Genomic DNA, 20,904 nt, shown 5'->3' with positions numbered 1-20,904 from the left:
TATAAAAAAAGCAGGCCATAAGCCGGATTCTGTTTCTTCCCAAAGGAAAGACCCTTATCATTTATCTCGACTCCCGGTTACCCGGAAGCTCTAACCGCCTACCCTTCAGCTCGGGCGTGCAGCCCTCAGTCGCTGATTTACATGACGTTTCACCGCATAGAGTTTACCTGGTTTCACTACAGCATTACCTGTACTTGCTTTCTGTTGCACTTGTCCTCTCCCGGGAACCCGGGATGACGGGTGTTACCCGCTATGCTGCACTATGGTGTCCGGACTTTCCTCCCCCCGGATAATCCGGGGAGCGATAAGGTAGCCTGCTTTTGCAAAGATACTTCTTTTAAAGCGCATCAATCAAGGACAATTATCACTTTGTCCCGCTATGCCATTATGTCTTTACGCGCCTCCGGTTATCCCCTTTATTTGTTAATAAAAAACCGTGCCAGATTCTGCAATAGCTGCCTGCTTTCACCGGCTATTTATATATTTGTATTTATTAGCGGCAATAGTTACTCAGCCTCGTAAAATTCAGTTGATTTGGAACCATTTATAGTATCTGCACGGAAATACAGACCACAGACTTTTAAAGATGTGGTAGGGCAACAGGCCATTACTGAAACCCTGCTGAATGCCATTGAAAACAATCACCTGGCACAGGCATTATTATTCTGTGGGCCCCGTGGTGTTGGGAAGACTACTTGCGCCAGGATACTTGCCAAGAAGATCAACGAGGACGGCACGGAACGACAGGACGAAGATTACGCCTTCAATATTTTTGAACTGGATGCGGCATCGAACAACTCTGTAGACGATATACGAAGCCTGATCGACCAGGTCCGAATTCCGCCGCAGGTAGGCAAATATAAGGTCTACATTATTGATGAGGTCCATATGTTGTCCCAATCGGCCTTTAACGCTTTTCTCAAGACCTTGGAAGAGCCTCCCAAGCACGCTATTTTTATACTGGCTACGACGGAAAAACACAAAATCATCCCTACAATCCTATCTCGTTGCCAGATATTTGATTTTAAAAGGATCACCGTTAAGGATGCCGCAGCCTACCTGAAATACATCGCCGAAGAACAAGGGGTAGAAGCCGATGACGACGCCTTGCACATTATTGCACAAAAGGCAGATGGGGCCATGCGAGATGCCCTTTCCATTTTTGACAGGGTGGTTAGCTTTTCCGGCAAAAAATTAGACCGGAAGGCGGTAACCGAGAATTTGAATGTACTGGATCTCGATACTTTTTTCAACACTACAGATCTTATCCTTGAGCATGATATTCCCGGATTGCTAATGTTGTTCAACGAAACCCAGGCTCAGGGATTTGAAGGGCAACACTTTATTAGCGGCCTGGCCACTCATTTCAGGGACCTGATGGTTTGCCGGCATGAAAAAACTATAGCTCTCCTGGAAGTTGGAGAGAATGCGAAAGCCCGTTATTTGGAACAGTCCAAAAAGACTTCCGAATCATTTCTCTTGCAGGCCATAGACATTGCTAACGACTGCAGTTTAAAATATAAATCGAGTAAGAACCACCGCCTGCTGGTAGAGTTGACCCTCATGAAACTGGCTTCTATCGATTTTCACCCTGAAAAAAAAAATCCTGACGGCAACAGCCCGGGAAGTGCAAGCCTCCCATCGCTAGTCCCTGCCTCCTATTATAAAGGTCGTTCCCCAATTAAGGTCAGCGAGAAAAGTACACCTCCTCCAAAAGCTGAGACCACACCTACAACAGTAAATTCAGACATTGAAGAGAATTCGGCTTCTGAAGAAAAGAAGGCTACTGAAACTGCTCCCTTAGCCACAAAAGTGACCGAACCGGTCCCAACAGCACCTGATTCCGGCGAATCTGCGACCAAAAAAATTAATATTAAAGACCGTCCTAATCGGGTATCTGGCCTTTCCCTGTCCAGTATTGCGGTGAAAAAAGCTCATGCTGAAAAAGCTTCTGTCCCGGTAGACGAGGCTAGTTTACCCAAGGACGATTTTACGGAAGAGGCCATGCAGAAACTGTGGGAACAATTTGTGGATAAGATGACAGATTCCGGGCGGAAGATCCTCGCTTCCAACCTCAATGTAGATCTGCCTAAACTCATCGACCAGAGCACCATACACATCGAGATGCCCAACGGTACGATGAAAAAGGAAATAGAGCGAGAACAGGGGGATCTATTGCGGTTTTTAAGGGAAGAGCTCAATAACTTTGACATTTCATTGCAGATCACTGTCAATGAAACCACCAATACCAGGTTTGCCTTCACTCCAGAGGAAAAATACGAGAAATTAAGGGAGAAGAACCCCGCTATAGACCTGTTGCGCCAGGAATTTGACCTGGAACTCTAGTTCAGCTTCCTGATATACCGGGTTCTCAGGGTGTAGACCAACATCAGTATAGCCATGATCAGTAACCCCAGAGCTTCTCTTGCTTTTTCTATATTCTCAATATCACCTCCACCTATGGTCACCCCCTCAAAAGTTTCCGGCCAGGTGTAAGCAACCCCTACCATGTAAAGCACAAACAGAACAGCAGGGATCATCCAGGGTAACCTGTCCAAGGCGAATAGTACGGAGATCACGAAAGCACTGCCGTAAATTGCGTACCACAATATGGCATCCGGATCATTATACTGTACAAATGCTGCCCACAGGAACAAAATTCCGAAGATAATTGCAAAGACCTTGAAGAACACTTTCATAGTACTGTATATTTAGTTATCTGCCGGGCTTAAATGAGATTCCATAAGCCCTCGAACTTCTATGGCCGAAACCTTATCCGGCAAGTTCACCGCTTTCTTGTTAGATATAAATATAGGATAATCACCTTTATCTCCAGGCACTATTCCATGGGAGCCTTTAATGAGCTCGGGCTTTAATGGGATAACATCCAAAACAGTCCTGAAACCTATCTTCTTTTTTAAGAGCTTCCAGGCTATTTTAGGCAATACAAAGGGATCTGCAGGATCCGTAAACATCTCAACGGGGTCATAGCCCGGTTTTTTATGAATATCCACCATACGGGCATAATCCGGAGCCTTGGCATCATCATTCCAGAAATAATAGGTGAACCAGCTGTCCGCTTCGGCCAAAAGAACAATGTCTCCACTCCGCTCATGGTCCAGCTTGTACACTTTGAGTTCCTCCCCGGTCAGTGCTTTGTCAATTCCAGGGATGCGGGAAAGCTGTTCCGCCAATTCCGTACGGATCTCCGGATCATTTACATAGACATGGGCGACCTGGTGATCGGCTACGGCAAAAGCCTTACTGGCCCCTGCATCAAGCAGTTCCAGCCCTCGTTCAACACGTATACCCAGAAGATCCATGGATCGCAAGACACGGTTAATGTGTACAGGTCTGTGTACATTGGTGATCCCATATTCAGACAATAGTATAATCTCGGCACCCTGCTGCTCGTAATGACGGATCAAATCGCCCACCACGGCATCAATTTCTTCGAGATCTGCCCCTATTTTATCAAAATTTAATCCGTGCCGCTGCAAATTATAATCAAGATGAGGCAGATAGACCAGGGTGAGAGTGGGATCGTATTTTTTATCCACCTTTAAGGTAGCATCGGCAATCCATCGGCTGGATTTTATCGAGGTTTTTGGGCCCCAAAAGTTGAATAAGGGAAAGGTTCCCAGCTCTTCCTGCAATTCATCCCTCAGCCCTGCCGGGTAGCTGTAGATATCGGGTATCTTCCGACCGTCTGCCAGGTAGTTGGGACGGGGGGTGACAGAATAATCCACAGAGGAATACATATTGTACCACCAGAACATATTTGCACAAGTGAAATCCGGATCTTTAGCTTTACATCGCTCCCATATTTTCTCGGCCTGGACCAAGCGATTGGACTGTCTCCAGAATTTAACCTCCAGTTCTTCCTTAAAATACCAACCATTACCAACCACTCCATGCTCTGATGGCCATTTCCCGGATAGGTAAGTGCTCTGTGCACTACAGGTAACAGCCGGTACCACAGGCTCAATAGGAGCCCATTCCCCGGCTTCCAAAAACTTCAGAATTGCAGGAGTGTGCTTCCCGATCAACCTTTTGGTAAGTCCTACTACATCAATTACGACGGTTTTCTTCATCTTCACATCTTTTCTTTTAACCATTGTAGTTCCCTAATAATAGAGTCCGCTAAAGGAATCTTGAGAGCATCCGGTAAAACTTCCCAGGTATAGGTCTCGATCTCTAGATGATTGGTCACTCGGTTTTCCCGCAAATAACGAAGGACTTCCAGTATTTGATCCTGGGTGGAATGTAAAAGTCCGAATTCCTCTAAAAAAATAGGCACATGGAAGTGAGCTCTCAACTCGGAGAAATCGGCCAGCTGGTCTAAAACAGCAGGAAGATCCGGGTAGGTCACGACCTCATCTTCTTTACGTTCCGTAACCTGGTGCAGGTAGACCGGTTCATTGAACCCTTTTAGCGACTTCCATATTTCCCCGGCTGTCCTGGATCCTTTGATGATCTTTAAGGCTGCGCTTACCTGTATCTTACCGATCCTGATTCCCACATCCCGGAATTTCTTAAAGGAATAAGCAGGGTCTTCATAAGCCAATGAAAAATGGCAGACGTCATAACAGAGGGTGATATAACGACGTAGAATTTCACGGGCTTTTTCCCCGTTTATTCCGGCCTTCTTTTCCATAAATGGACCTGCGATCCTATCCAGGTAATTGTTGTAGAAAGACAATACATCCTCGCTATTCTCCAGCAGGCCATCCGGTTCCGGTTCAATATCCAAATGCAGGTAATTACCGGTTTCCTCTTCTTCCTCATAAAGGAACAGGGCTATATCTGCAAATGCTTCAGCAGCAATTCCCATAGCTTCCCTGCGCTGAGCATCTGTACTGAACCAATGCTTATAACTTATGGGAGAGGTAGATATACCTCCCTCCATCCCCTGCGGTATCAAACACGATAATTGCCTGAATAAACGCTTAGTATACTGCACTCTTTCCGGAGTGGTCCAGTCCGGGCTATGCACCTGGTCCTTGACACGCTCGTGATGGAAATTCCCATAAGGAAATCCATTCATGGTAAAGACATACAATCCGTTATCACTTAGCCACTGACCAAATTCTTGTAGTCGGCCGGACTCATCCAATTCTTCACTGGCCTTATTAGACAGGCGCAGTCCCACACCAAACTCACCGTCCGGGACTAATTGCTGTTTTATTCCGGGTAGGTATGTTTTTAAACTACTGTAGGTGGTTTCCCAATCCTGGCCGGGATGAATATTGGTACAGTAGGTTAAATGATAATCCTTGTGAAGCATAATTACTTATTAGAAGATCCATTAACAGCTTCATTCAGTAAGCTGACAGATCTTTTCATCATATCGAGATCCACCTGATGCACATCATGTTTGGAACCTATAGCGTCGATCAGGGTGATCGTCAATTCACCTCCCAGGTGCTCACGGAACTCTTCGATACCCATGAGCAGGGTATCAATTTCCCCGGCTTTGTCAAAAGGAATATTGAGCTGAAAACCAAGGGAAGTCAATAAATACAGTATGCGTTGCCATACTTCTTTCCCAATCAGGCCGGATTGCCAGGCATAGGTTACATCCAGGGCAATTCCTTTTGCCACAGCTTCTCCATGACGAAGCTTGTAATCGGTCATCTGTTCCATCTTATGCGCTGCCCAGTGACCAAAATCCAGGGGTCTGCTAGACCCACGTTCAAATGGATCTCCCCCATAGGCTATGTGTTCCATATGGATGCGGGCGCAGCGATATATTAATTCCTGCATAGGATCTTTATCCCTTTTAGCGATGGCGATAGCATGCTCTTCCAGGTAATGGAAAAAGGATTCATCTTTTATCAGGGCTACCTTGACAGCTTCTGCAGTACCGGATATCCAATCGCGCCTGTCCAAGGTATCCAGGAAAGATGCATCATTAATAATGGCATAGGGCAAGGCAAAAGTTCCAATAAAATTCTTCTTTCCAAAATGGTTAATTCCATTTTTAACTCCAACGGCAGCATCATTTTGCGCCAATACCGTGGTAGGTACACGAATTAATTTAACTCCCCGGTGCGCTATAGTGGCAGCATAACCAACAGCATCAATTACGGCCCCTCCCCCTATCACCACTACAAAGGAATGCCTGCAGATATGATGGGTATTGATCGCTTCAAGTACTTTGTCTACATGGGTTTCGCTGTTCTTGGCAGCTTCACCCCCGGGGATATGCACCACATCCGTAAACAATAGGATATCCTCGTTTGCCTTACAATATGCATTGATGTGCTGTTCCAGTTCAGGGTGATTATCAAGAACCCCCTGATCTGTCACGAAAAGGGTTTTTACAGGGCCTTTACTTTGCTTTCCAATAATATCCCTTAGTAAAGTATTGCTCCGGTCAAACAAAGATTCGGTAAAGTGAAGCTTATACTCGTGATGTACAGAAAAGGATTGAACAATAGTATCAGGGGATAGTTTTTTCATTCAGGTAACTGCAAATATTTTTGATAGCAATATAGCTAGTGGCCATAGCAATAATATGATTATTGCATACCACAGCGGCGCAAAACTTATGGCTAGAGATGCATCTAACACGATCAGGGAAATAACTCCCGCCATCACTGCCTTTTTAATTTTAGCGGCCGAATTTTCTTTATATGCCTTCCAAAGAGGCCTATAGATCAGGAGTGCCAGCAATAGACTGAAAATGAGCCCAAGGCTTATGTTCTGCGCATTCAAGGTCACCGCATAGATAACGCACAAAAGCACAATGGCGTATAATAACGCCGCCCATATTATATGCCCCTTGTTATTACCGTGCACTTCCCCCCTGCTGATCAGGGTAATGGCAAAGATATAAAGTATAGGAATGATACAATACCACAGCTCGTTAAATACCCCAGCTACGGATATTCCCAACAACAGGTTCAGACCACGGCATACCCCCATATTCAGCGGCCCCAAAAAAGTGTACTTTTTAGAGAAGGCATCGTATAGAAGAATAGCCAAAGCTAGGACCAATGCTACTAACCCACTGATGGGACTGGCGGTATAGGCGGCCAAAATCCCGCCGATTAACAATATTGCCCCAAAGGTAGCCGCAGAATTTCGGGGGATCAGACCACTAGGAATGGGTCTTTCCGGCCTTTCAATTCGATCGGTCTCCAAATCAAAAACATCATTGAGTACCACTCCTCCCGCATAAAGCAGAACGGTTGAGATCACCAGCATATAAGCCCTGGGTATCAACTCCGGGTCTAAGCCGGTTGCCGTGAACATCACGCCAGAGATCGCCATCCCCGCCAGTATATCAGCTACAGCCGTCGGTAGGTTGGCCGGCCTCATCAAACGAGCATATCCTATCAGAACGTTCCGCACCTCAGGAAATTTTATCGGAATCTACGCGTGGCTCCTGACCCCGAAGCACACTGTTATCATTGAACAACTGGGTTTGGTTGATACCTTCCGCATTCAGCCAATCAGATTCTTTCATCTTCCCGTTCTTGCCAAATGCTTTAAGGGCATTACTGTAACAAGTCTTCATAACATCCTCCTTGGATATCCCTCTTTTTAACATCAGTGAAGCGGTTTTAGGAACCGCTAATGGATCACTGACACCCCAGTCTGCTGAACTATCCACGATGATATTATTACTGCCATATTTCTCTACTACAGCCACCATCCTTTCATTACCCATTTTCGTTTTCGGATAGATCGTAAAGGCGGCGATAAACCCACGGTCCAGTACCTCCTTCACTGTTTCCTCGTTATTGTGGTCTATGATCACGTTCCCGGGATCAAGCCCGTGTTCCAGGCAAACCTCCATACTTCTGATGGTACCTGCTTTTTTATCCCGGTGTGGCGTATGTACCTGAACGGTCATATCTAATTCCCTGGCGAGCTCCAATTGTGCCCTGAAATATTTATCCTCTGCCGGAGTCTGGTCATCATATCCAATCTCACCTATGGCCACCACATTTTCTTTATGAAGGTATAGGGGCAGCAGGTCCATCACCTGTTCGGCCAAGGCTTCATTGTTGGCTTCCTTAGAGTTTAACCCAATTGTACAGTAATGTTTAATTCCAAACTGGCTGGCGCGGAATGGCTCCCACCCTACCAGGCTACTGAAATAATCCTGGAAGGAGCCCACTTGTGTTCGAGGCTGTCCCAACCAGAATGACGGCTCTATTAAAGCGACCACACCCGCTGCAGCCATGGCCTCGTAATCGTCAGTTGTCCTTGAGGTCATATGAACGTGGGGGTCTATAAACATCATTTTATCTTGCATTTTTCTATTGATTTAAATTATTCCAATGGATCTCTTTGTTCCCCACCATTTTTTGTAATTGTGGATGTGCCGACAGTAAATCCCTGAGCTCTGCTTTTCCCGATTCCGACACCAACAAGGCCCCGGCTCTTTGTTCTGCCTTATGATCACTGTTCAGCAGTCTTTTTACATCTTCTATCAAAGTGCCTTCAAGGAAAGGCCCTACGGGTTGCCAGAACTGGGGGTCTACTTCTCTTGAAGCCGCCCAACGTTCATGTGCATAATCCGAAATGATTCGCGAAAGGTCCTTATTTCCCCTTTCTTTTACACTCTGGATTTTCCCCAGGTCCCTTTGCATGAATGCAGCTTTCAGGTACATCTGGTTCCATTGCTGATCGTTAAAAAATAAGGCGGGATAGGGATTATCAAGTGCAATGGCATCAAATACCGTAGCGATATTGGTGCGGAGTGCCTCAACAGCTGAAAATTTGAAGTCTTCCGCCCCAGGTAGCAAAACCAGGAATTTCAGAAAGGTTGCCATTTCACCGGTATCCGCCAATTCTATTAATTTCTGGACTTTAGGAAGATAAAACTCACGGTCTGTTTCCAGAGCATAAACCAACAGGTAAATCCTGGCTACCTGCATGGTATTAGCTCCTTGCAGCTTTAAATATTCGGTCTCAGGGGATGATTTCCCGGGGTATTCCGGGTTATCGCCTGCAAGCTTACTTCCCAATAGACTGTACGTTAGATAGAGTTGACGGGCAGATGGAGATTCTTTTAACTGTTGCAGCTGCTTTTGCCACCACTCACTGGTGTCCTGATCCAGGTTTAAACTAAGAATTTTGGCCAGAACAGGCCCCGTATTTTCTGAATACATAGGTTAGTCTCGTCGGTTTTACTGTGTTCGCTAAGAGATGATATTATTCCTCGAAGGGGGAAGGAGATATCAAGGCTCACAAATCTAATCATTAAATTCTTTTCTGCCCAGAATTAGGATGATAGAGAGATGAATCTATTCTTGTTATTTTTGCATTAAAAGATTATCCCATGCTCGGACTTAAATTACCAACAGACCCACGATGGGTGAATATAGTTTCCAAGAACATTGATGAGATCCTCACCGATCACGCCTATTGTGAGCAAAAAGCGGCGAGTACCGCAATTTCATTTATTGTCACCTATCCAGAATACCCTGAGTTGGTACAGGAAATGATCGCACTTTCACGTGAAGAAATGGGGCATTTTAAAATGGTACATGACCGTATCCTGGCAAGGGGTAAGACACTGGGAAGGTACCGGAAAGATGAATACGTGATACAGTTGATGAAGTTCTTTCCAAAAGGGGGTAGCCGCATTACCCAGTTGGTACACAGGCTTCTCTATGCCGCTTTAATCGAAGCGAGAAGCTGCGAGCGTTTCCGACTTTTATCAGAAGAGCTCGAAGACAAAGAACTAGCCGAATTTTACAGGAAATTAATGGTAAGTGAAGCTGGGCATTATACCCTTTTCCTGAACTTTGCAAGAAAGTACGGGGACCGGAAAGAGGTGGACCAAAAATGGCAGGACTTGCTAGATTTCGAAGCCGGTATTATGAAGGATCTCGGCAAAAGTGAAACGATCCACGGCTAGGCATCAGGCCTCCCGGAGCCGGTAACTCAGTAGCATACTCACCAGCAGCATCCCTACCAGGAAATAAAGCAGGAAGTCCGTACTAAACCATTCGGCAAGAAAACCTATCCCGGCTGTAAGTACAGTGAACAACCCTATCAAGGTGTTAGACAATGCCACGTACAAGGGGCGTTCCTCCTCGGGCGCATAATCGGTAAGATAGGTCTTTCGACTCAGCCTTGCTCCACCATGAGCCATCATATTAAGAAGGATCAGGGGGGCAAACAAGTAGATGGTTTTATAATCCCCCGGCAGGTAAGTAAAACCAAGGACCAGCAAGCAATTTAAAATTCCAAAGGCACCAATGCCCATCATTAATTTCCGGGAAGACCAGTCTGCCAGTTTACCCCAGAATGGACTGGAAACCAGGGCTGCGATTCCCGAAGCGACCACAAAAAGTCCAAGCCCGGACAAGTCGGCATCAGTATTTTTTCTCCCGATTATAACGAAAAATGGTTGAGCCAGGGGAATGGCCATTAAGAAAGCCCTGGCGAGAATGAACGTTCTCAGGTTGGTATCCTTTCCGAGTAGGTTCCACCCTTTCCTGAATTCCTGGAATGGTGTTCTGCCCCCGTCTGTAGCCCCTTTTTCCTCTTCGATCCAGAAAAAGAACAAGCCTGCAAGTACCCAGAGTAAGGTGGCAAGACCCAGCAGTATGAATAGGATTCCCATGGTATCCTGTTCTCTCAGGAAGATATACAGTATTAAACCGAATATGAGGGTCAATATTCCTCCCCCGGTAGCTCGAGTTGCTAATAATCGTCCCCTGTTTCCTTTGGGAATCGTCTTCCCCATTACATCTTTGAAGGCGACAGAAGATACCCCACTGGCTATACTGTATAGCAGTAATAAGCTAACTATAGCAATTCCCAGGGTGGTTCCGTGCAGCCCGTAAAATGCCACCCCCATCAAGGCTACGAAAACGGCCTGTGCGACTGCGGGAACACCCCAGAAATATTTACGAATTGGGAAGGCTCTTATTTTACCAGACACAAATAATTGCGGCAACAGGCTTCCCAGGTTTTTGAGGGGTACCAGCATTCCGGAATAACCGAGTCCTGCGTCGAACATGGAGAGCATCCAGGGCAGCGTGACCCCCGGGCTTACCAGTTGTTCTGCCAACTTGGAACAGAAACCACTCAGGGCGTTCTTAACAAAGTTTCCCGGGACATTCGTACAGTTATCTTCACTGATTGCTTTACAGGAACGCTCTTCATCTTCTTCAGTAATCCAACGGTAAATGTCTTCTTCTTTCATTTTAAGGGTGCTGGCTTGCTGTGGAATACTCTGAATAATAAAGGGTTTTGATGATACCATCAGAGAGTCCTACCTTAGGAACATGAATTTTCTTACTGCCGCTCCATTTAGCCGCCAGTAAAAAGATTCTTGTAGCCGGAATGATTACATCTGCCCGGTCCGGGTTCAACCCCAGCTCTATGATTCGATCTTCATAGCTCATAGATTGCAGGTATTGATATTGCGAGTGCAGCCAGATATAAGAGAGGGGCACTCCCACCTTACGACCGCTCATTTTGTGCAATTTATTGATGTTACCCCCGGAACCGATGATCTGTACGTTCTGTAAAGGGGTCACATGTTTTCTAATCCAATTTTTTATCTCCTCCCAATGTGATTCCTCTACCATACCGTTCAGCAGCCGCACCGTCCCTACCTTGAATGAACGGGAAACCTTAGGGGTGGTTCCGCTCAGTAGTGTAAATTCCGTACTACCACCTCCGACATCTATATAGAGGTAGGTCTGGTCTTCCTGCAGAAGTTGTCGCAAATCGGTATTGGCGATAATGGAGGCTTCTTTCTTCCCATCGATGATCTCTACCGACACGCCGGTTTCTTCCTGTATACGCCTGATGATATTTTTCCCGTTCTTGGCCTCGCGCATCGCCGAGGTAGCACAGGCCATATATTTTTCTACCCCCATTACAGCCATCAGGTGCTTAAATGCCTGCATAGAATCGATAAGCCTCTCGGTATTCCTAACTGATATTTCCCCAAGGGTGAAGGTGTCTTCCCCTAACCTTACCGGGACCCGGATCAGTGAACTTTTCCTGAACTGGGTTTCCTTACCTTCCTGCTCAATCACGTTGTGCACCAGGAGCCGGATGGCGTTGGAACCAATGTCGATAGCAGCAAATTTTCGAATCTTCAATCCAATGTGGTTTTAGGAGTCCAGTTTATCCAGGTAATAGTCATACATCGCAAACTGGGAGCGTACAGACGGAAGATGGTTTTCCCTGTACGTATTGTCTTGTGTTGCGTTAAACACCCTTGCTTTAACATTATCGCTCCAGGAGATCTCAAAGGTATCTATGAGTTCCTGTTTAATATCTTCATCGTGTATGGGCACCCCTACTTCTACCCGGTTGTCCAGGTTCCTGGTCATCCAGTCGGCCGAGGAGATGAATACCTGTGGATCACCATCATTTCCGAAGATGAACAACCTGGGGTGTTCCAGGAATTTATCCACTATACTGATGGCCTCGATATTCTCACTCATCCCTTTTATTCCGGGAATCAGACAGCATATCCCGCGAATTATCAGCTGAATCTTTACCCCTGCCCTGCTGGCCTCGTATAACTTGTCTACCATCTGGTACGAAGTAAAGGAGTTCATCTTGATCTTGATATAAGCTTCCTTCCCGGCTTTGGCATTGGCAATCTCTTTCCGGATAAAGCGCTCAAAATTCCGGCGGGTATAATGCGGAGATACGATAAGGTGTTTATACTTATGGATCTTATACGTAGTCTCAAAGAAATCAAATACTTTGCTCAGCTCTTTCAGGATGGGCTCATTGGCCGTGAACAAGGTATAATCCGTATAGATCCGAGCTGTAGATTCGTTAAAGTTTCCTGTACTGATAAACCCGTAATGTTTCAGGTTCTTACCTTCCAATCGTTCTATCAGGCAGATCTTACTGTGTACTTTAAGTCCCGGTACCCCGAAAATTAATTTCACCCCTTCTGCCTGTAATTGTTCGGCATATTTAATATTGGCCTGTTCATCAAAACGGGCCTGCAATTCTATTTGAACGGTGACCTGTTTTCCGTTCTTTACTGCGTTGATCAGGGAAGCAGTAACCTGCGAATTATCGGCCAGCCGGTATACAGTGATCTTAATATTTTTGACCAGTGGGTCCAGGGCAGCCTCACGCAAGAATTTGATCACATAAGAAAAGGTGTGGTAAGGTGCGTATTGTAAAAAGTCCTTCTTTGCAATATCCTCTAATAAGCTTCCCTCCAGGCTAAGTCCTTTAACCGGCAGAGGTCGTATCTTGGGATAGAGCAGGTCTTCCCGCCCCAGGCTGGGGAAACCCATATAATCACGCCTGTTGTGATAACGGCCTCCCGGGATAAGGCTATCGGTCTCTTCAATGCCCATTTTCTTAATCAGGAAATCAAAGGTGTCCTCGGCAATACTCTTATCATAGACAAACCTTACCGGGTCTCCTATCTTCCTGTGCTCCACACTGGACGATATCTTTTCAATGAAGCTCTTACTCAGATCATTGTCAATATCCAGTTCGGCATCCCTGGTGATCTTGATCATATGGGCAGAGATCGATTTATAATCAAACATGGTAAAGATGCCATCCATACAGTAGCGGATTACATCATCAAGCATAATGATATAATTCTTATCTCCGTCTTTTGGGAGCACAATAAACCGGTCTATCCCTTTAGGAATTTCGATCAGGGCGTATCGTTTTTCTTTTTTCCCTTTTACTTTCGGGGTTTTATCCCCATTCTTAAGAACCATTTTAACTGCCAGGTAAGCGGCGGTATCCTTAAGCATGGGAAACTGCGCCAGATCGTTCAGGATTATAGTCATCAGCTGTGGACTGATGCTTTGCATAAAGTAGTTGCGTACAAAGGCCTCCTGCTTTCCGTTGATCTCGGTCTCATTGATCAGGAAAATGTTTTCGCCTTCCAACTCTACCTCGATATCCTTGAGGATTTCAAGGCTCCTGCTCTGCTGCCTGATCACGATCTGGGTAATTTGTTCCAGCAGGTCTTTAGCTTTTGCGCCTCCCAATTCACTTTTACCGGATTTCCCGGATTCGGCTATCCGTTTTACGGTGGCATAACGCACTTTAAAGAATTCGTCCAAATTATTGGAGAATATACCGAGGAACCGTAATCTCTCTATCAGGGGAACATTTTTATCCGCACATTCCTGTAATACCCTTTCATTAAATCGCAGCCAGCTTATTTCCCTGTTAATGTATTGGTTTTTGCTTTTCTGCATTATTTAAGGTGTTTTGGGAAGATGGTACGTACGGTTTTGCCCTGTTTGGCAGATTTCCAGAAATCAATATCGAACTGAATCTGAACGAGACCGGTAGTTGGAACATTATCTATTGCTTCGCTTCCCCATTGGTTCACTACGTTGGTAAAGGCGTAGTTATGCCCAAAAATCATAACAGTATCCAGGGAGTCATCCAGGTTCTGCACAAAATTCATCACTCCTTCACCTGAAAACTCGTACAGTTCTTCACTGAGCCTGAATTTTTCCAGGTCATATTTTAATTTCCGCAGGAAGATAGTACAGGTGTGCAGCGCGCGGTTAGCGGGGCTGGAATATATAGCATCAGGTGTTATTCCAAGGCTTTTAAATTTTCCAGATACCAGCAATCCATCATTGATTCCCCTCTCCTTTAAAGGCCGGTCTTTGTCATTAACGTCGTAATTCCAGGCGGATTTACCATGACGTACAAATATTATATTTTTCATTTCTAGTTCTTTTAGTTGATGGTTAAGTGCTCAGGTTAACCTTTCCTTCAGGGAGACAAGCGAACCCGCTCCCATTCACTGTCTGGCTTTGCAGTATACAGCAGCCTGTCGTGCAGGCGATTTGGCCGGCCCTGCCAGAACTCAATACTCTCAGGGATTACCCGGTATCCCCCCCAGTATTCAGGCCTTTTAATTTCCTCTTCTTTAAGACTTTGTTTCAGCTTCTGCAGCCTGTCTTCCAAGGCTTCCCTGGAACTAATTGTACTGCTCTGCGCCGAGACGATGGCGCCCAAGCGGCTACCGTATGGCCTGCTGTTAAAATAGGCATCAGAATCGGAAGAATCAACCTTTGAAGCTATTCCTTTAATAATCACCTGTCTTTCCATGGTGGGCCAGAAAAAAGAAATGCCCACCTTGGGGTCAGCGGCAATGGCCATACCCTTCTCGCTGTTATAATTGGTGTAGAAAACAAATCCTTTATCAGAAAATTCTTTGAGCAGCACTACCCTTCCCTTTGGAAAACCATCAACGCCCCGGGTTACAAGGGTCATAGTATTGAGCTCATCTACGGTTCCCGATTCTTCCAGTTCCGTAAACCATCTTTTAAATAATATAAAAGGATCCATGCCGGCAGTTTCCTCTACCAGGGCACTTTTTTCGTATGATTTTCGGTAAGACCTGAGATCTTTTGCCATGCACAAATTTTAGAAAAACAAGATAAGCAAAGTTGAGAAAACAAAGGGAATCTCCAGTGGGTTCAGCTTTAATATTTTATGTGCATCGGCAGGAGAGATTAGGAAGGAAAAACAAACTTTTACCCCATCAGAATTCGAAGCATTTTCCATCGTCTGCAAGCAGAACTTCAGGAAATACCTCCTGGGCTTCCAAGCGGAATTTTTCCAGGTCGCGGTATCGCGTAGAATAATGCCCAAGGATCAATTGCTGCACTCCTGCTTCCGCAGCTATTTCCGCTGCCTCTGCTGCCGTGGAGTGACCGGTTTTACGGGCCAGGTGAATTTCCGTTCGCAAGAAGGTAGCTTCGTGATATAAAACCTGTACACCGCGTATTTGGGGTATTATACGGGGGTTGAAAGCTGTATCGCTGCAGTAGGCATAGCTTTTTGGTAGTGGAGGGTCCATGGTCAGGTCCCTATTATTAATCAGGGTTCCGTCGGGAAGTTCATAATCATTGCCCTGTTTTACTAACTGAAAATATTCCTTGGGCACTTTGTACTTTCTTGCGGCATCTATATCCAGTTTGCGGGGTGATGGTTTTTCCCGGAAAAGAAATCCATTGGTATAGATACGATGATCCATGGGGATAGTCTCTACAGTTACCAACTCATCCTCATATAGGGATACGGGATGTTTATCCACCAACTCGTGAAAGATCAGGGGATAATTGGTCCACGAGTTTCCCAGTTTCAGCAAAAGCGTGATGGCTTCCTTGATCCCTTTAGGGCCATATATGTGTAAGGGGTTTTGTCGGCCTAATAACCGGAAAGAGGCTACCAGGCCCGGCAGTCCAAAGAAATGGTCCCCATGCAAGTGAGATATAAAAATATGGTTAATCCTGGAGAACCGAATCTTCTGTCTTCGCAACTCTACCTGGGTCCCCTCCCCGCAATCGATAAGAAAAAGATGATTCTTAATTTCGAGCACCTGGGAAGTTGGATTGGTAAGGGTTCGAGGTGTAGCGGCATAACAGCCCAGGATATGTAGTTTCATAAATGTGTCCTTTATAGACAAGGGCTCCCGGGCCTGTTAAAGGTCCAGGTCCCTTTCTATCTCGTCCATCTCGATCAGATCACTGGCCTCTCCCAGGGTTGGCACTACGACGAGTTCATCAGGGATTTCATCAAAGGTCACTTCTTCGGTCACAATGACAAAAGATTTACCACCTTCCCTGTGTTTGTCAGACAGCTCCATAAAGAGCGGAAGGTCCTCAGCGGTGAGACGAGAAAATGAAGTGAGATTAACAATGATATTATCGTTCTTGATCTTCTCGTAACCCTCCTTGAGGTTTTCCAAAAATTTCTGCAGGGAAACATTTTCCTGGAACACTATGGCCGTATGGCCGTCTTTATCAAAGATCATAGTTCTTATTTTATTTTGGATGCTAATAAATAGATCACAGCCATGCGGATAGCAACACCGTTCTCTACCTGGTTCAGGATAATGGATTGTTTGGAATCTGCAACATCACTGGTAATCTCCACCCCGCGGTTGATAGGCCCGGGATGCATAACTACTATCTCTTTATCCAAACTGTCCAGTATTTTCTTGTTCAGCCCGTATTGCTGTGTGTATTCACGGGTAGTGGGAAAGTAACTTATTTCCATCCGTTCGTTCTGGATCCGGAGCATATTGGCCACGTCGCACCAGTTGAGCGCTTTAAGCAAGTTGTTCTCTACCCCCACACCTAAGGTCTCTATATACTTAGGAATCAGGGTGTGTGGCCCACAGACCTTTACTTCCGCCCCTTGTAATTTGAGAGCAAATATGTTAGAGAGCGCCACCCTGGAATGAAGGATATCCCCGACGATCACTACTTTTTTCCCCGCTACATCGCCTAATTTTTCCCGGATGGAATAGGAGTCGAGCAAAGCCTGGGTCGGATGCTCATGAGCCCCGTCTCCTGCGTTTACTATGGAGGCATTGACATGCTTAGAAAGAAAGATTCCAGCACCGGGATTAGGATGCCTCATCACCACCATATCCACTTTCATAGAAAGGATATTGTTAACGGTATCGATCAGGGTCTCCCCCTTCTTTACCGAGGACTGCCCTGCCGAAAAATTGATCACATCGGCAGATAGTCGCTTTTCTGCCAGTTCAAAAGACAATTTGGTTCGGGTACTGTTCTCAAAAAAGATATTGGCTATGGTAATGTCCCTGAGCGAGGGAACCTTTTTGATGGAACGGTTGATTACTTCCTTGAAATGATCGGCAGTCTCAAAGATCAGGTCAATATCTGCTTCATTAAGATATTTGATTCCCAACAAGTGTTTTACACTTAACTCTGCCATGCTTTATTTATTTACCAGGTAGATAGTATCTTCCCCTTCATTTTCTTTCCAGTGTACTTTCACCTTCTCTTCGTTAATGGCATCCACCTGCCGCCCCCTGTAATTAGGCTGTATCGGTAAATGCCTGCTGAATCTCCGGTCTATGAGGACCAGCAGTTCAATCTCGGCGGGTCTGCCAAAGGATTGTATCGCCGTGAGCGCGGCTCGAATACTTCGGCCGGTATATAAGACGTCATCTATGAGCACCACCTTTTTGTTCTCAACCAGGAAATCCATGTTTGTGCTGCTGGCTTCCAGGGGTTTATCACTCCGCCGGAAGTCGTCCCGGTAAAAGGTGATATCCAGGAAGCCCAGGTCTATCTTTTTGACCCCGTATTCTTCTATCAGTATCTTCTTTAACCGATCGGCAAGAAAAATACCACGGGGTTGCATCCCGATGAGAGCTGTGTCTTTAAAATTCGTGTGATTCTCTAATAATTGACAAGCCAGTCTGTGCAGTATGATGTTGATCTCTTTGGAAGAAAGCAAAACTTTTTGGCTCATAGGTGGGTTGATCCTGCGCTTATGTGAACAAAAATAGCGAATTCTGACTAATAATAAGTGAGCTGCTGCAGAGAATAATTAGCCGCTTAACGGCTTCGTCTAAAGTGCTTAAAAACAAAGACCCCGGCAATGCTGCCGGGGTCTGCTTTTACACCTGAAGGTGAAAATTGATATAGGAATGAAAACTATTTTTTCTTACCAGCTTCCATTTTATCCTTCAACGCCTGCAATTGCTCATTGGCATCTCCAAGTGTTGGCTTGGATTCTTCTGCCTGAGAAGCAGCCTTTTTCTTGGCAGCTTTTACATTGCGTTGCTCTTCTTCTTTAAAGATAGCGGTGTGACTAGCCACGACCCTCTTGAATTCTTTATTGAACTCGATGATCTTGAATTCGGCTTCTTCACCTTTTCCTAGTTTCTTCCCGTCTTCTTTTTCAAGATGACGCTGAGGAACAAAAGCAGTGATGTCTTCATTGAACTCAATGATAGCACCTTTATCTACGATCTCAGAGATAGAAGCGGTATGTACTGTATCCAGTCCGTACTGCTCTTCGTATTTATCCCAAGGATTCTCTGTAGTCTGCTTGTGACCCAGGCTAAGCTTACGACCATCAACATCCAGTTCCAGAACTTCTACCTCCAGAGTATCTCCTACGGTAACGAATTCTGATGGGTGCTTGATCTTCTTAGTCCAGGATAGGTCAGAGATGTAGATCAGTCCGTCAATACCTTCTTCCAGCTCTACGAACACACCAAAATTGGTGAAGTTTCTCACAATTCCTTTGTGCTTAGAACCTACAGGGTACTTGGTAGTGATGTCTGTCCATGGATCCGGGGAAAGTTGCTTGATACCCAGGGACATTTTGCGATCTTCGCGGTCCAGGGTAAGAACAACAGCTTCCAGTTCATCTCCAACTTTCACGAAATCCTGTGCAGAACGCAGGTGCGTAGACCAGGACATTTCAGAAACGTGGATCAAACCTTCAACTCCTTCGGCCACTTCAAGGAATGCACCGTAATCTGCGATCACAACTACTTTTCCTTTAACCTTATCACCAACTTTGATCTCATCACCTAGCGCATCCCATGGGTGCTTTTCTAGCTGCTTTAATCCAAGTTGAATTCTAGATTTGTTATCATCGAAGTCAAGAATAACTACGTTCAGCTTCTGATCCAGCTCAACAACCTCGTTCGGGTGGTTGATACGGCTCCATGAAAGGTCTGTAATGTGAACCAGTCCGTCCACGCCACCAAGGTCGATAAACACACCGTAAGAAGTGATATTCTTAACAACACCTTCAAGAACCTGCCCTTTCTCAAGCTGGCTGATGATTTCTTTCTTCTGCTCTTCGATATCCGCCTCGATCAGCGCTTTGTGAGATACAACTACGTTCTTGAATTCGTGGTTGATCTTCACCACTTTGAATTCCATAGTCTTCCCTACGTACTGGTCGTAATCACGGATCGGTTTAACGTCGATCTGAGAACCTGGAAGGAACGCTTCAATACCGAATACGTCTACGATCATACCTCCTTTAGTCCTGCACTTAACGTAACCGTTAACTACTTCTTCCTTATCGTGTGCCTCGTTCACTCGCTCCCAAGCCTTAATAGTCCTGGCTTTACGGTGAGAAAGCACCAATTGCCCGCTTTTATCTTCACGGATGTCGATAAGTACTTCTACTTTATCACCCACTTTAAGATCAGGATTGTACCTGAATTCGTTCAGTGAGATAACACCTTCAGACTTCGCGTTAATGTCGATGATTGCTTCACGGTCTGTAAGGTAAGTTACCGTTCCTTCAACAACCTCTTCATCTGCAGTGTCTACGAAGTTCTCGGCAACAAGCTTTTCAAACTCCTCCAGTTTGGACTCGTCTACACGCTCAATTCCCTCTTCGTACTTGTCCCAATCAAAATTTTCGAGAAATTCTTTCTGATCCTTCTGGGAAGTCGGTTTTTGTGTTTCTTGCTCTGCTCCGGCAGTTTCATCTACCGTTGCTGTGTTTTTTTCTTCAGCCATTTGCTGATTTAAATTTGTATCCTACGCTGTTACAAGAGCTAAGCAATAAACGCAGAAGTTATTTTTATAAGTTTTTTATTATACCCCTTTCCTCTTGATGCTTTGCTGAAAAAGGTGTGCAAAAATACAACTAAATATTTGTATTACAAACAATTTTAGACTGTTATTAAGCACATAAAACCAGGGGAATGAGTCCGATGCAGGCCCCGAAATTCGTATCTTAGACTTTATTAATCAAAATTGATAGTTTCATGAGTGTAAAAGCAAAATACCAACCTGTACTTGATCTCGGAGAGCGATTGGGGATCAAAGACGGCAACGTTACTGAAGAAGGAGGAACTCTTAAAGTAAAGGGGATGGCACAGACACAGTACGAAAAAGACCTGATCTGGGATAAGATCAAGGAAATCGGGGGTGAAAGCCCATCAGACATTAAGGCCAATATCACCGTTGAAGATGATTCTGTATACCATCGACATGTGGTTAAGAGCGGGGAATCCCTGAGTAAAATTGCCAAGCATTACTACGGTGATGCCATGAAATACAAGGAGATATTCTCGGCCAATACCAGCATACTGAATAACCCGGATGTTATTTACCCGGACCAGGTATTAGTGATACCTAAGGTGTAGTAAATCACCAC

General features: G+C 45.3%; 20 protein-coding genes and 1 other RNA gene. 3 read left to right on the top strand and 18 right to left on the bottom strand.

The genetic code is table 11. The features are described from left to right. Nucleotides 1-3: 3 nt before the first annotated feature. Nucleotides 4-321, bottom strand: an RNA gene (rnpB, locus tag PP178_RS10875) — RNase P RNA component class A. A 213-nt stretch (nucleotides 322-534) separates the two neighbouring features. On the opposite strand from rnpB, the gene PP178_RS10870 reads away from it, so the two are divergent. Then, a complete protein-coding gene (locus PP178_RS10870) occupies nucleotides 535-2,346 on the top strand; it encodes a DNA polymerase III subunit gamma/tau (protein WP_272594367.1) in 1,812 nt (603 codons plus the stop codon). Here PP178_RS10870 and PP178_RS10865 read toward each other — a convergent pair. Genes PP178_RS10865 through PP178_RS10835 form a run of 7 tightly spaced genes read right to left on the bottom strand, consistent with a single transcriptional unit; the run spans nucleotide 2,343 to nucleotide 9,128 of the window. Continuing rightward, nucleotides 2,343-2,699, bottom strand: coding sequence for a transmembrane 220 family protein (locus tag PP178_RS10865; protein WP_272594366.1), 357 nt, complete (start codon nucleotides 2,697-2,699; stop codon nucleotides 2,343-2,345). The two genes, PP178_RS10870 and PP178_RS10865, sit on opposite strands and share 4 nt — an antisense overlap. A 12-nt stretch (nucleotides 2,700-2,711) precedes the next feature. Next, entirely contained in the window at nucleotides 2,712-4,094 is a 1,383-nt protein-coding gene (locus PP178_RS10860; RefSeq protein WP_272594365.1) for an alkaline phosphatase family protein, read from the bottom strand. Nucleotides 4,095-4,096: 2 nt separating this feature from the next. Next, nucleotides 4,097-5,287 (bottom strand): metabolite traffic protein EboE, encoded by a 1,191-nt coding sequence (gene eboE / locus PP178_RS10855; RefSeq protein ID WP_272594364.1) that lies wholly within the window; start codon nucleotides 5,285-5,287, stop codon nucleotides 4,097-4,099. Between the two features lie 2 nt (nucleotides 5,288-5,289). Then, a complete protein-coding gene (locus PP178_RS10850) occupies nucleotides 5,290-6,465 on the bottom strand; it encodes a 3-dehydroquinate synthase (protein WP_272594363.1) in 1,176 nt (391 codons plus the stop codon). Then, nucleotides 6,466-7,359 carry a UbiA-like protein EboC gene (gene eboC / locus PP178_RS10845; RefSeq protein ID WP_272594362.1) on the bottom strand — a complete coding sequence of 298 codons (894 nt, stop codon included), beginning with the start codon at nucleotides 7,357-7,359 and terminating at the stop codon, nucleotides 6,466-6,468. 1 nt (nucleotide 7,360) lies between these two features. Further along, nucleotides 7,361-8,269 carry a TatD family hydrolase gene (locus tag PP178_RS10840; RefSeq protein WP_272594361.1) on the bottom strand — a complete coding sequence of 303 codons (909 nt, stop codon included), beginning with the start codon at nucleotides 8,267-8,269 and terminating at the stop codon, nucleotides 7,361-7,363. A 4-nt stretch (nucleotides 8,270-8,273) separates the two neighbouring features. Continuing rightward, nucleotides 8,274-9,128 carry an EboA domain-containing protein gene (locus PP178_RS10835; RefSeq protein ID WP_272594360.1) on the bottom strand — a complete coding sequence of 285 codons (855 nt, stop codon included), beginning with the start codon at nucleotides 9,126-9,128 and terminating at the stop codon, nucleotides 8,274-8,276. 170 nt (nucleotides 9,129-9,298) lie between these two features. On the opposite strand from PP178_RS10835, the gene PP178_RS10830 reads away from it, so the two are divergent. After that, nucleotides 9,299-9,880 carry a tRNA-(ms[2]io[6]A)-hydroxylase gene (locus tag PP178_RS10830; protein ID WP_272594359.1) on the top strand — a complete coding sequence of 194 codons (582 nt, stop codon included), beginning with the start codon at nucleotides 9,299-9,301 and terminating at the stop codon, nucleotides 9,878-9,880. A 3-nt stretch (nucleotides 9,881-9,883) separates the two neighbouring features. Here PP178_RS10830 and PP178_RS10825 read toward each other — a convergent pair whose 3' ends face one another. From PP178_RS10825 to rpsA, 10 genes are all read right to left on the bottom strand, one after another. Continuing rightward, nucleotides 9,884-11,236 carry an MFS transporter gene (locus PP178_RS10825; RefSeq protein ID WP_272594358.1) on the bottom strand — a complete coding sequence of 451 codons (1,353 nt, stop codon included), beginning with the start codon at nucleotides 11,234-11,236 and terminating at the stop codon, nucleotides 9,884-9,886. Next, nucleotides 11,178-12,086, bottom strand: a complete 909-nt coding sequence (locus PP178_RS10820) for a Ppx/GppA phosphatase family protein (RefSeq protein ID WP_272594357.1) — start codon at nucleotides 12,084-12,086, stop codon at nucleotides 11,178-11,180. Before PP178_RS10820 ends, PP178_RS10825 begins: the two co-directional genes overlap by 59 nt. A gap of 12 nt (nucleotides 12,087-12,098) precedes the next feature. Next, complete coding sequence (ppk1, locus tag PP178_RS10815; protein ID WP_272594356.1) at nucleotides 12,099-14,183, bottom strand: polyphosphate kinase 1; 2,085 nt, start codon at nucleotides 14,181-14,183, stop codon at nucleotides 12,099-12,101. Then, complete coding sequence (locus PP178_RS10810) at nucleotides 14,183-14,668, bottom strand: SixA phosphatase family protein (RefSeq protein WP_272594355.1); 486 nt, start codon at nucleotides 14,666-14,668, stop codon at nucleotides 14,183-14,185. Before PP178_RS10810 ends, ppk1 begins: the two co-directional genes overlap by 1 nt. 47 nt (nucleotides 14,669-14,715) lie before the next feature. Beyond that, nucleotides 14,716-15,363: a pyridoxamine 5'-phosphate oxidase gene (gene pdxH / locus PP178_RS10805; RefSeq protein WP_272594354.1), complete on the bottom strand. Its 648-nt coding sequence runs from the start codon at nucleotides 15,361-15,363 to the stop codon at nucleotides 14,716-14,718. 127 nt (nucleotides 15,364-15,490) lie between these two features. Continuing rightward, nucleotides 15,491-16,396, bottom strand: coding sequence for a ribonuclease Z (locus PP178_RS10800; RefSeq protein ID WP_272594353.1), 906 nt, complete (start codon nucleotides 16,394-16,396; stop codon nucleotides 15,491-15,493). A 36-nt stretch (nucleotides 16,397-16,432) separates the two neighbouring features. Beyond that, complete coding sequence (locus PP178_RS10795; RefSeq protein ID WP_272594352.1) at nucleotides 16,433-16,765, bottom strand: ribonuclease Z; 333 nt, start codon at nucleotides 16,763-16,765, stop codon at nucleotides 16,433-16,435. Nucleotides 16,766-16,770: 5 nt separating this feature from the next. Then, nucleotides 16,771-17,697, bottom strand: coding sequence for an aspartate carbamoyltransferase catalytic subunit (locus tag PP178_RS10790; protein WP_272594351.1), 927 nt, complete (start codon nucleotides 17,695-17,697; stop codon nucleotides 16,771-16,773). Between the two features lie 3 nt (nucleotides 17,698-17,700). Continuing rightward, entirely contained in the window at nucleotides 17,701-18,240 is a 540-nt protein-coding gene (pyrR, locus tag PP178_RS10785) for a bifunctional pyr operon transcriptional regulator/uracil phosphoribosyltransferase PyrR (RefSeq protein ID WP_272594350.1), read from the bottom strand. A gap of 185 nt (nucleotides 18,241-18,425) precedes the next feature. Then, on the bottom strand, nucleotides 18,426-20,261 hold the full coding sequence (gene rpsA / locus PP178_RS10780; RefSeq protein WP_272594349.1) for a 30S ribosomal protein S1: 1,836 nt from the start codon (nucleotides 20,259-20,261) through the stop codon (nucleotides 18,426-18,428). Between the two features lie 251 nt (nucleotides 20,262-20,512). Between rpsA and PP178_RS10775 the strand changes: the two genes are divergently transcribed. Then, complete coding sequence (locus tag PP178_RS10775; protein WP_272594348.1) at nucleotides 20,513-20,893, top strand: LysM peptidoglycan-binding domain-containing protein; 381 nt, start codon at nucleotides 20,513-20,515, stop codon at nucleotides 20,891-20,893. The last annotated feature ends 11 nt before the right edge of the window (nucleotides 20,894-20,904 follow it).

It is taken from the genome of Zeaxanthinibacter sp. PT1 (assembly GCF_028464225.1).
Classification (GTDB): Bacteria; Bacteroidota; Bacteroidia; order Flavobacteriales; family Flavobacteriaceae; genus Zeaxanthinibacter.
This window is presented reverse-complemented; position numbering and strand designations above follow the sequence as displayed.

Coding starts and splice junctions, on each gene's coding strand:
- PP178_RS10865 (WP_272594366.1), bottom strand. CDS start 2,699: ATGAAAGTGTTCTTCAAGGTCTTTGCAATTATCTTCGGAATTTTGTTC.
- PP178_RS10860 (WP_272594365.1), bottom strand. CDS start 4,094: ATGAAGAAAACCGTCGTAATTGATGTAGTAGGACTTACCAAAAGGTTG.
- eboE (WP_272594364.1), bottom strand. CDS start 5,287: ATGCTTCACAAGGATTATCATTTAACCTACTGTACCAATATTCATCCC.
- PP178_RS10850 (WP_272594363.1), bottom strand. CDS start 6,465: ATGAAAAAACTATCCCCTGATACTATTGTTCAATCCTTTTCTGTACAT.
- PP178_RS10840 (WP_272594361.1), bottom strand. CDS start 8,269: ATGCAAGATAAAATGATGTTTATAGACCCCCACGTTCATATGACCTCA.
- PP178_RS10835 (WP_272594360.1), bottom strand. CDS start 9,128: ATGTATTCAGAAAATACGGGGCCTGTTCTGGCCAAAATTCTTAGTTTA.
- PP178_RS10830 (WP_272594359.1), top strand. CDS start 9,299: ATGCTCGGACTTAAATTACCAACAGACCCACGATGGGTGAATATAGTT.
- PP178_RS10825 (WP_272594358.1), bottom strand. CDS start 11,236: ATGGTATCATCAAAACCCTTTATTATTCAGAGTATTCCACAGCAAGCC.
- ppk1 (WP_272594356.1), bottom strand. CDS start 14,183: ATGCAGAAAAGCAAAAACCAATACATTAACAGGGAAATAAGCTGGCTG.
- PP178_RS10810 (WP_272594355.1), bottom strand. CDS start 14,668: ATGAAAAATATAATATTTGTACGTCATGGTAAATCCGCCTGGAATTAC.
- pdxH (WP_272594354.1), bottom strand. CDS start 15,363: ATGGCAAAAGATCTCAGGTCTTACCGAAAATCATACGAAAAAAGTGCC.
- PP178_RS10800 (WP_272594353.1), bottom strand. CDS start 16,396: ATGAAACTACATATCCTGGGCTGTTATGCCGCTACACCTCGAACCCTT.
- PP178_RS10795 (WP_272594352.1), bottom strand. CDS start 16,765: ATGATCTTTGATAAAGACGGCCATACGGCCATAGTGTTCCAGGAAAAT.
- PP178_RS10790 (WP_272594351.1), bottom strand. CDS start 17,697: ATGGCAGAGTTAAGTGTAAAACACTTGTTGGGAATCAAATATCTTAAT.
- pyrR (WP_272594350.1), bottom strand. CDS start 18,240: ATGAGCCAAAAAGTTTTGCTTTCTTCCAAAGAGATCAACATCATACTG.
- rpsA (WP_272594349.1), bottom strand. CDS start 20,261: ATGGCTGAAGAAAAAAACACAGCAACGGTAGATGAAACTGCCGGAGCA.
- PP178_RS10775 (WP_272594348.1), top strand. CDS start 20,513: ATGAGTGTAAAAGCAAAATACCAACCTGTACTTGATCTCGGAGAGCGA.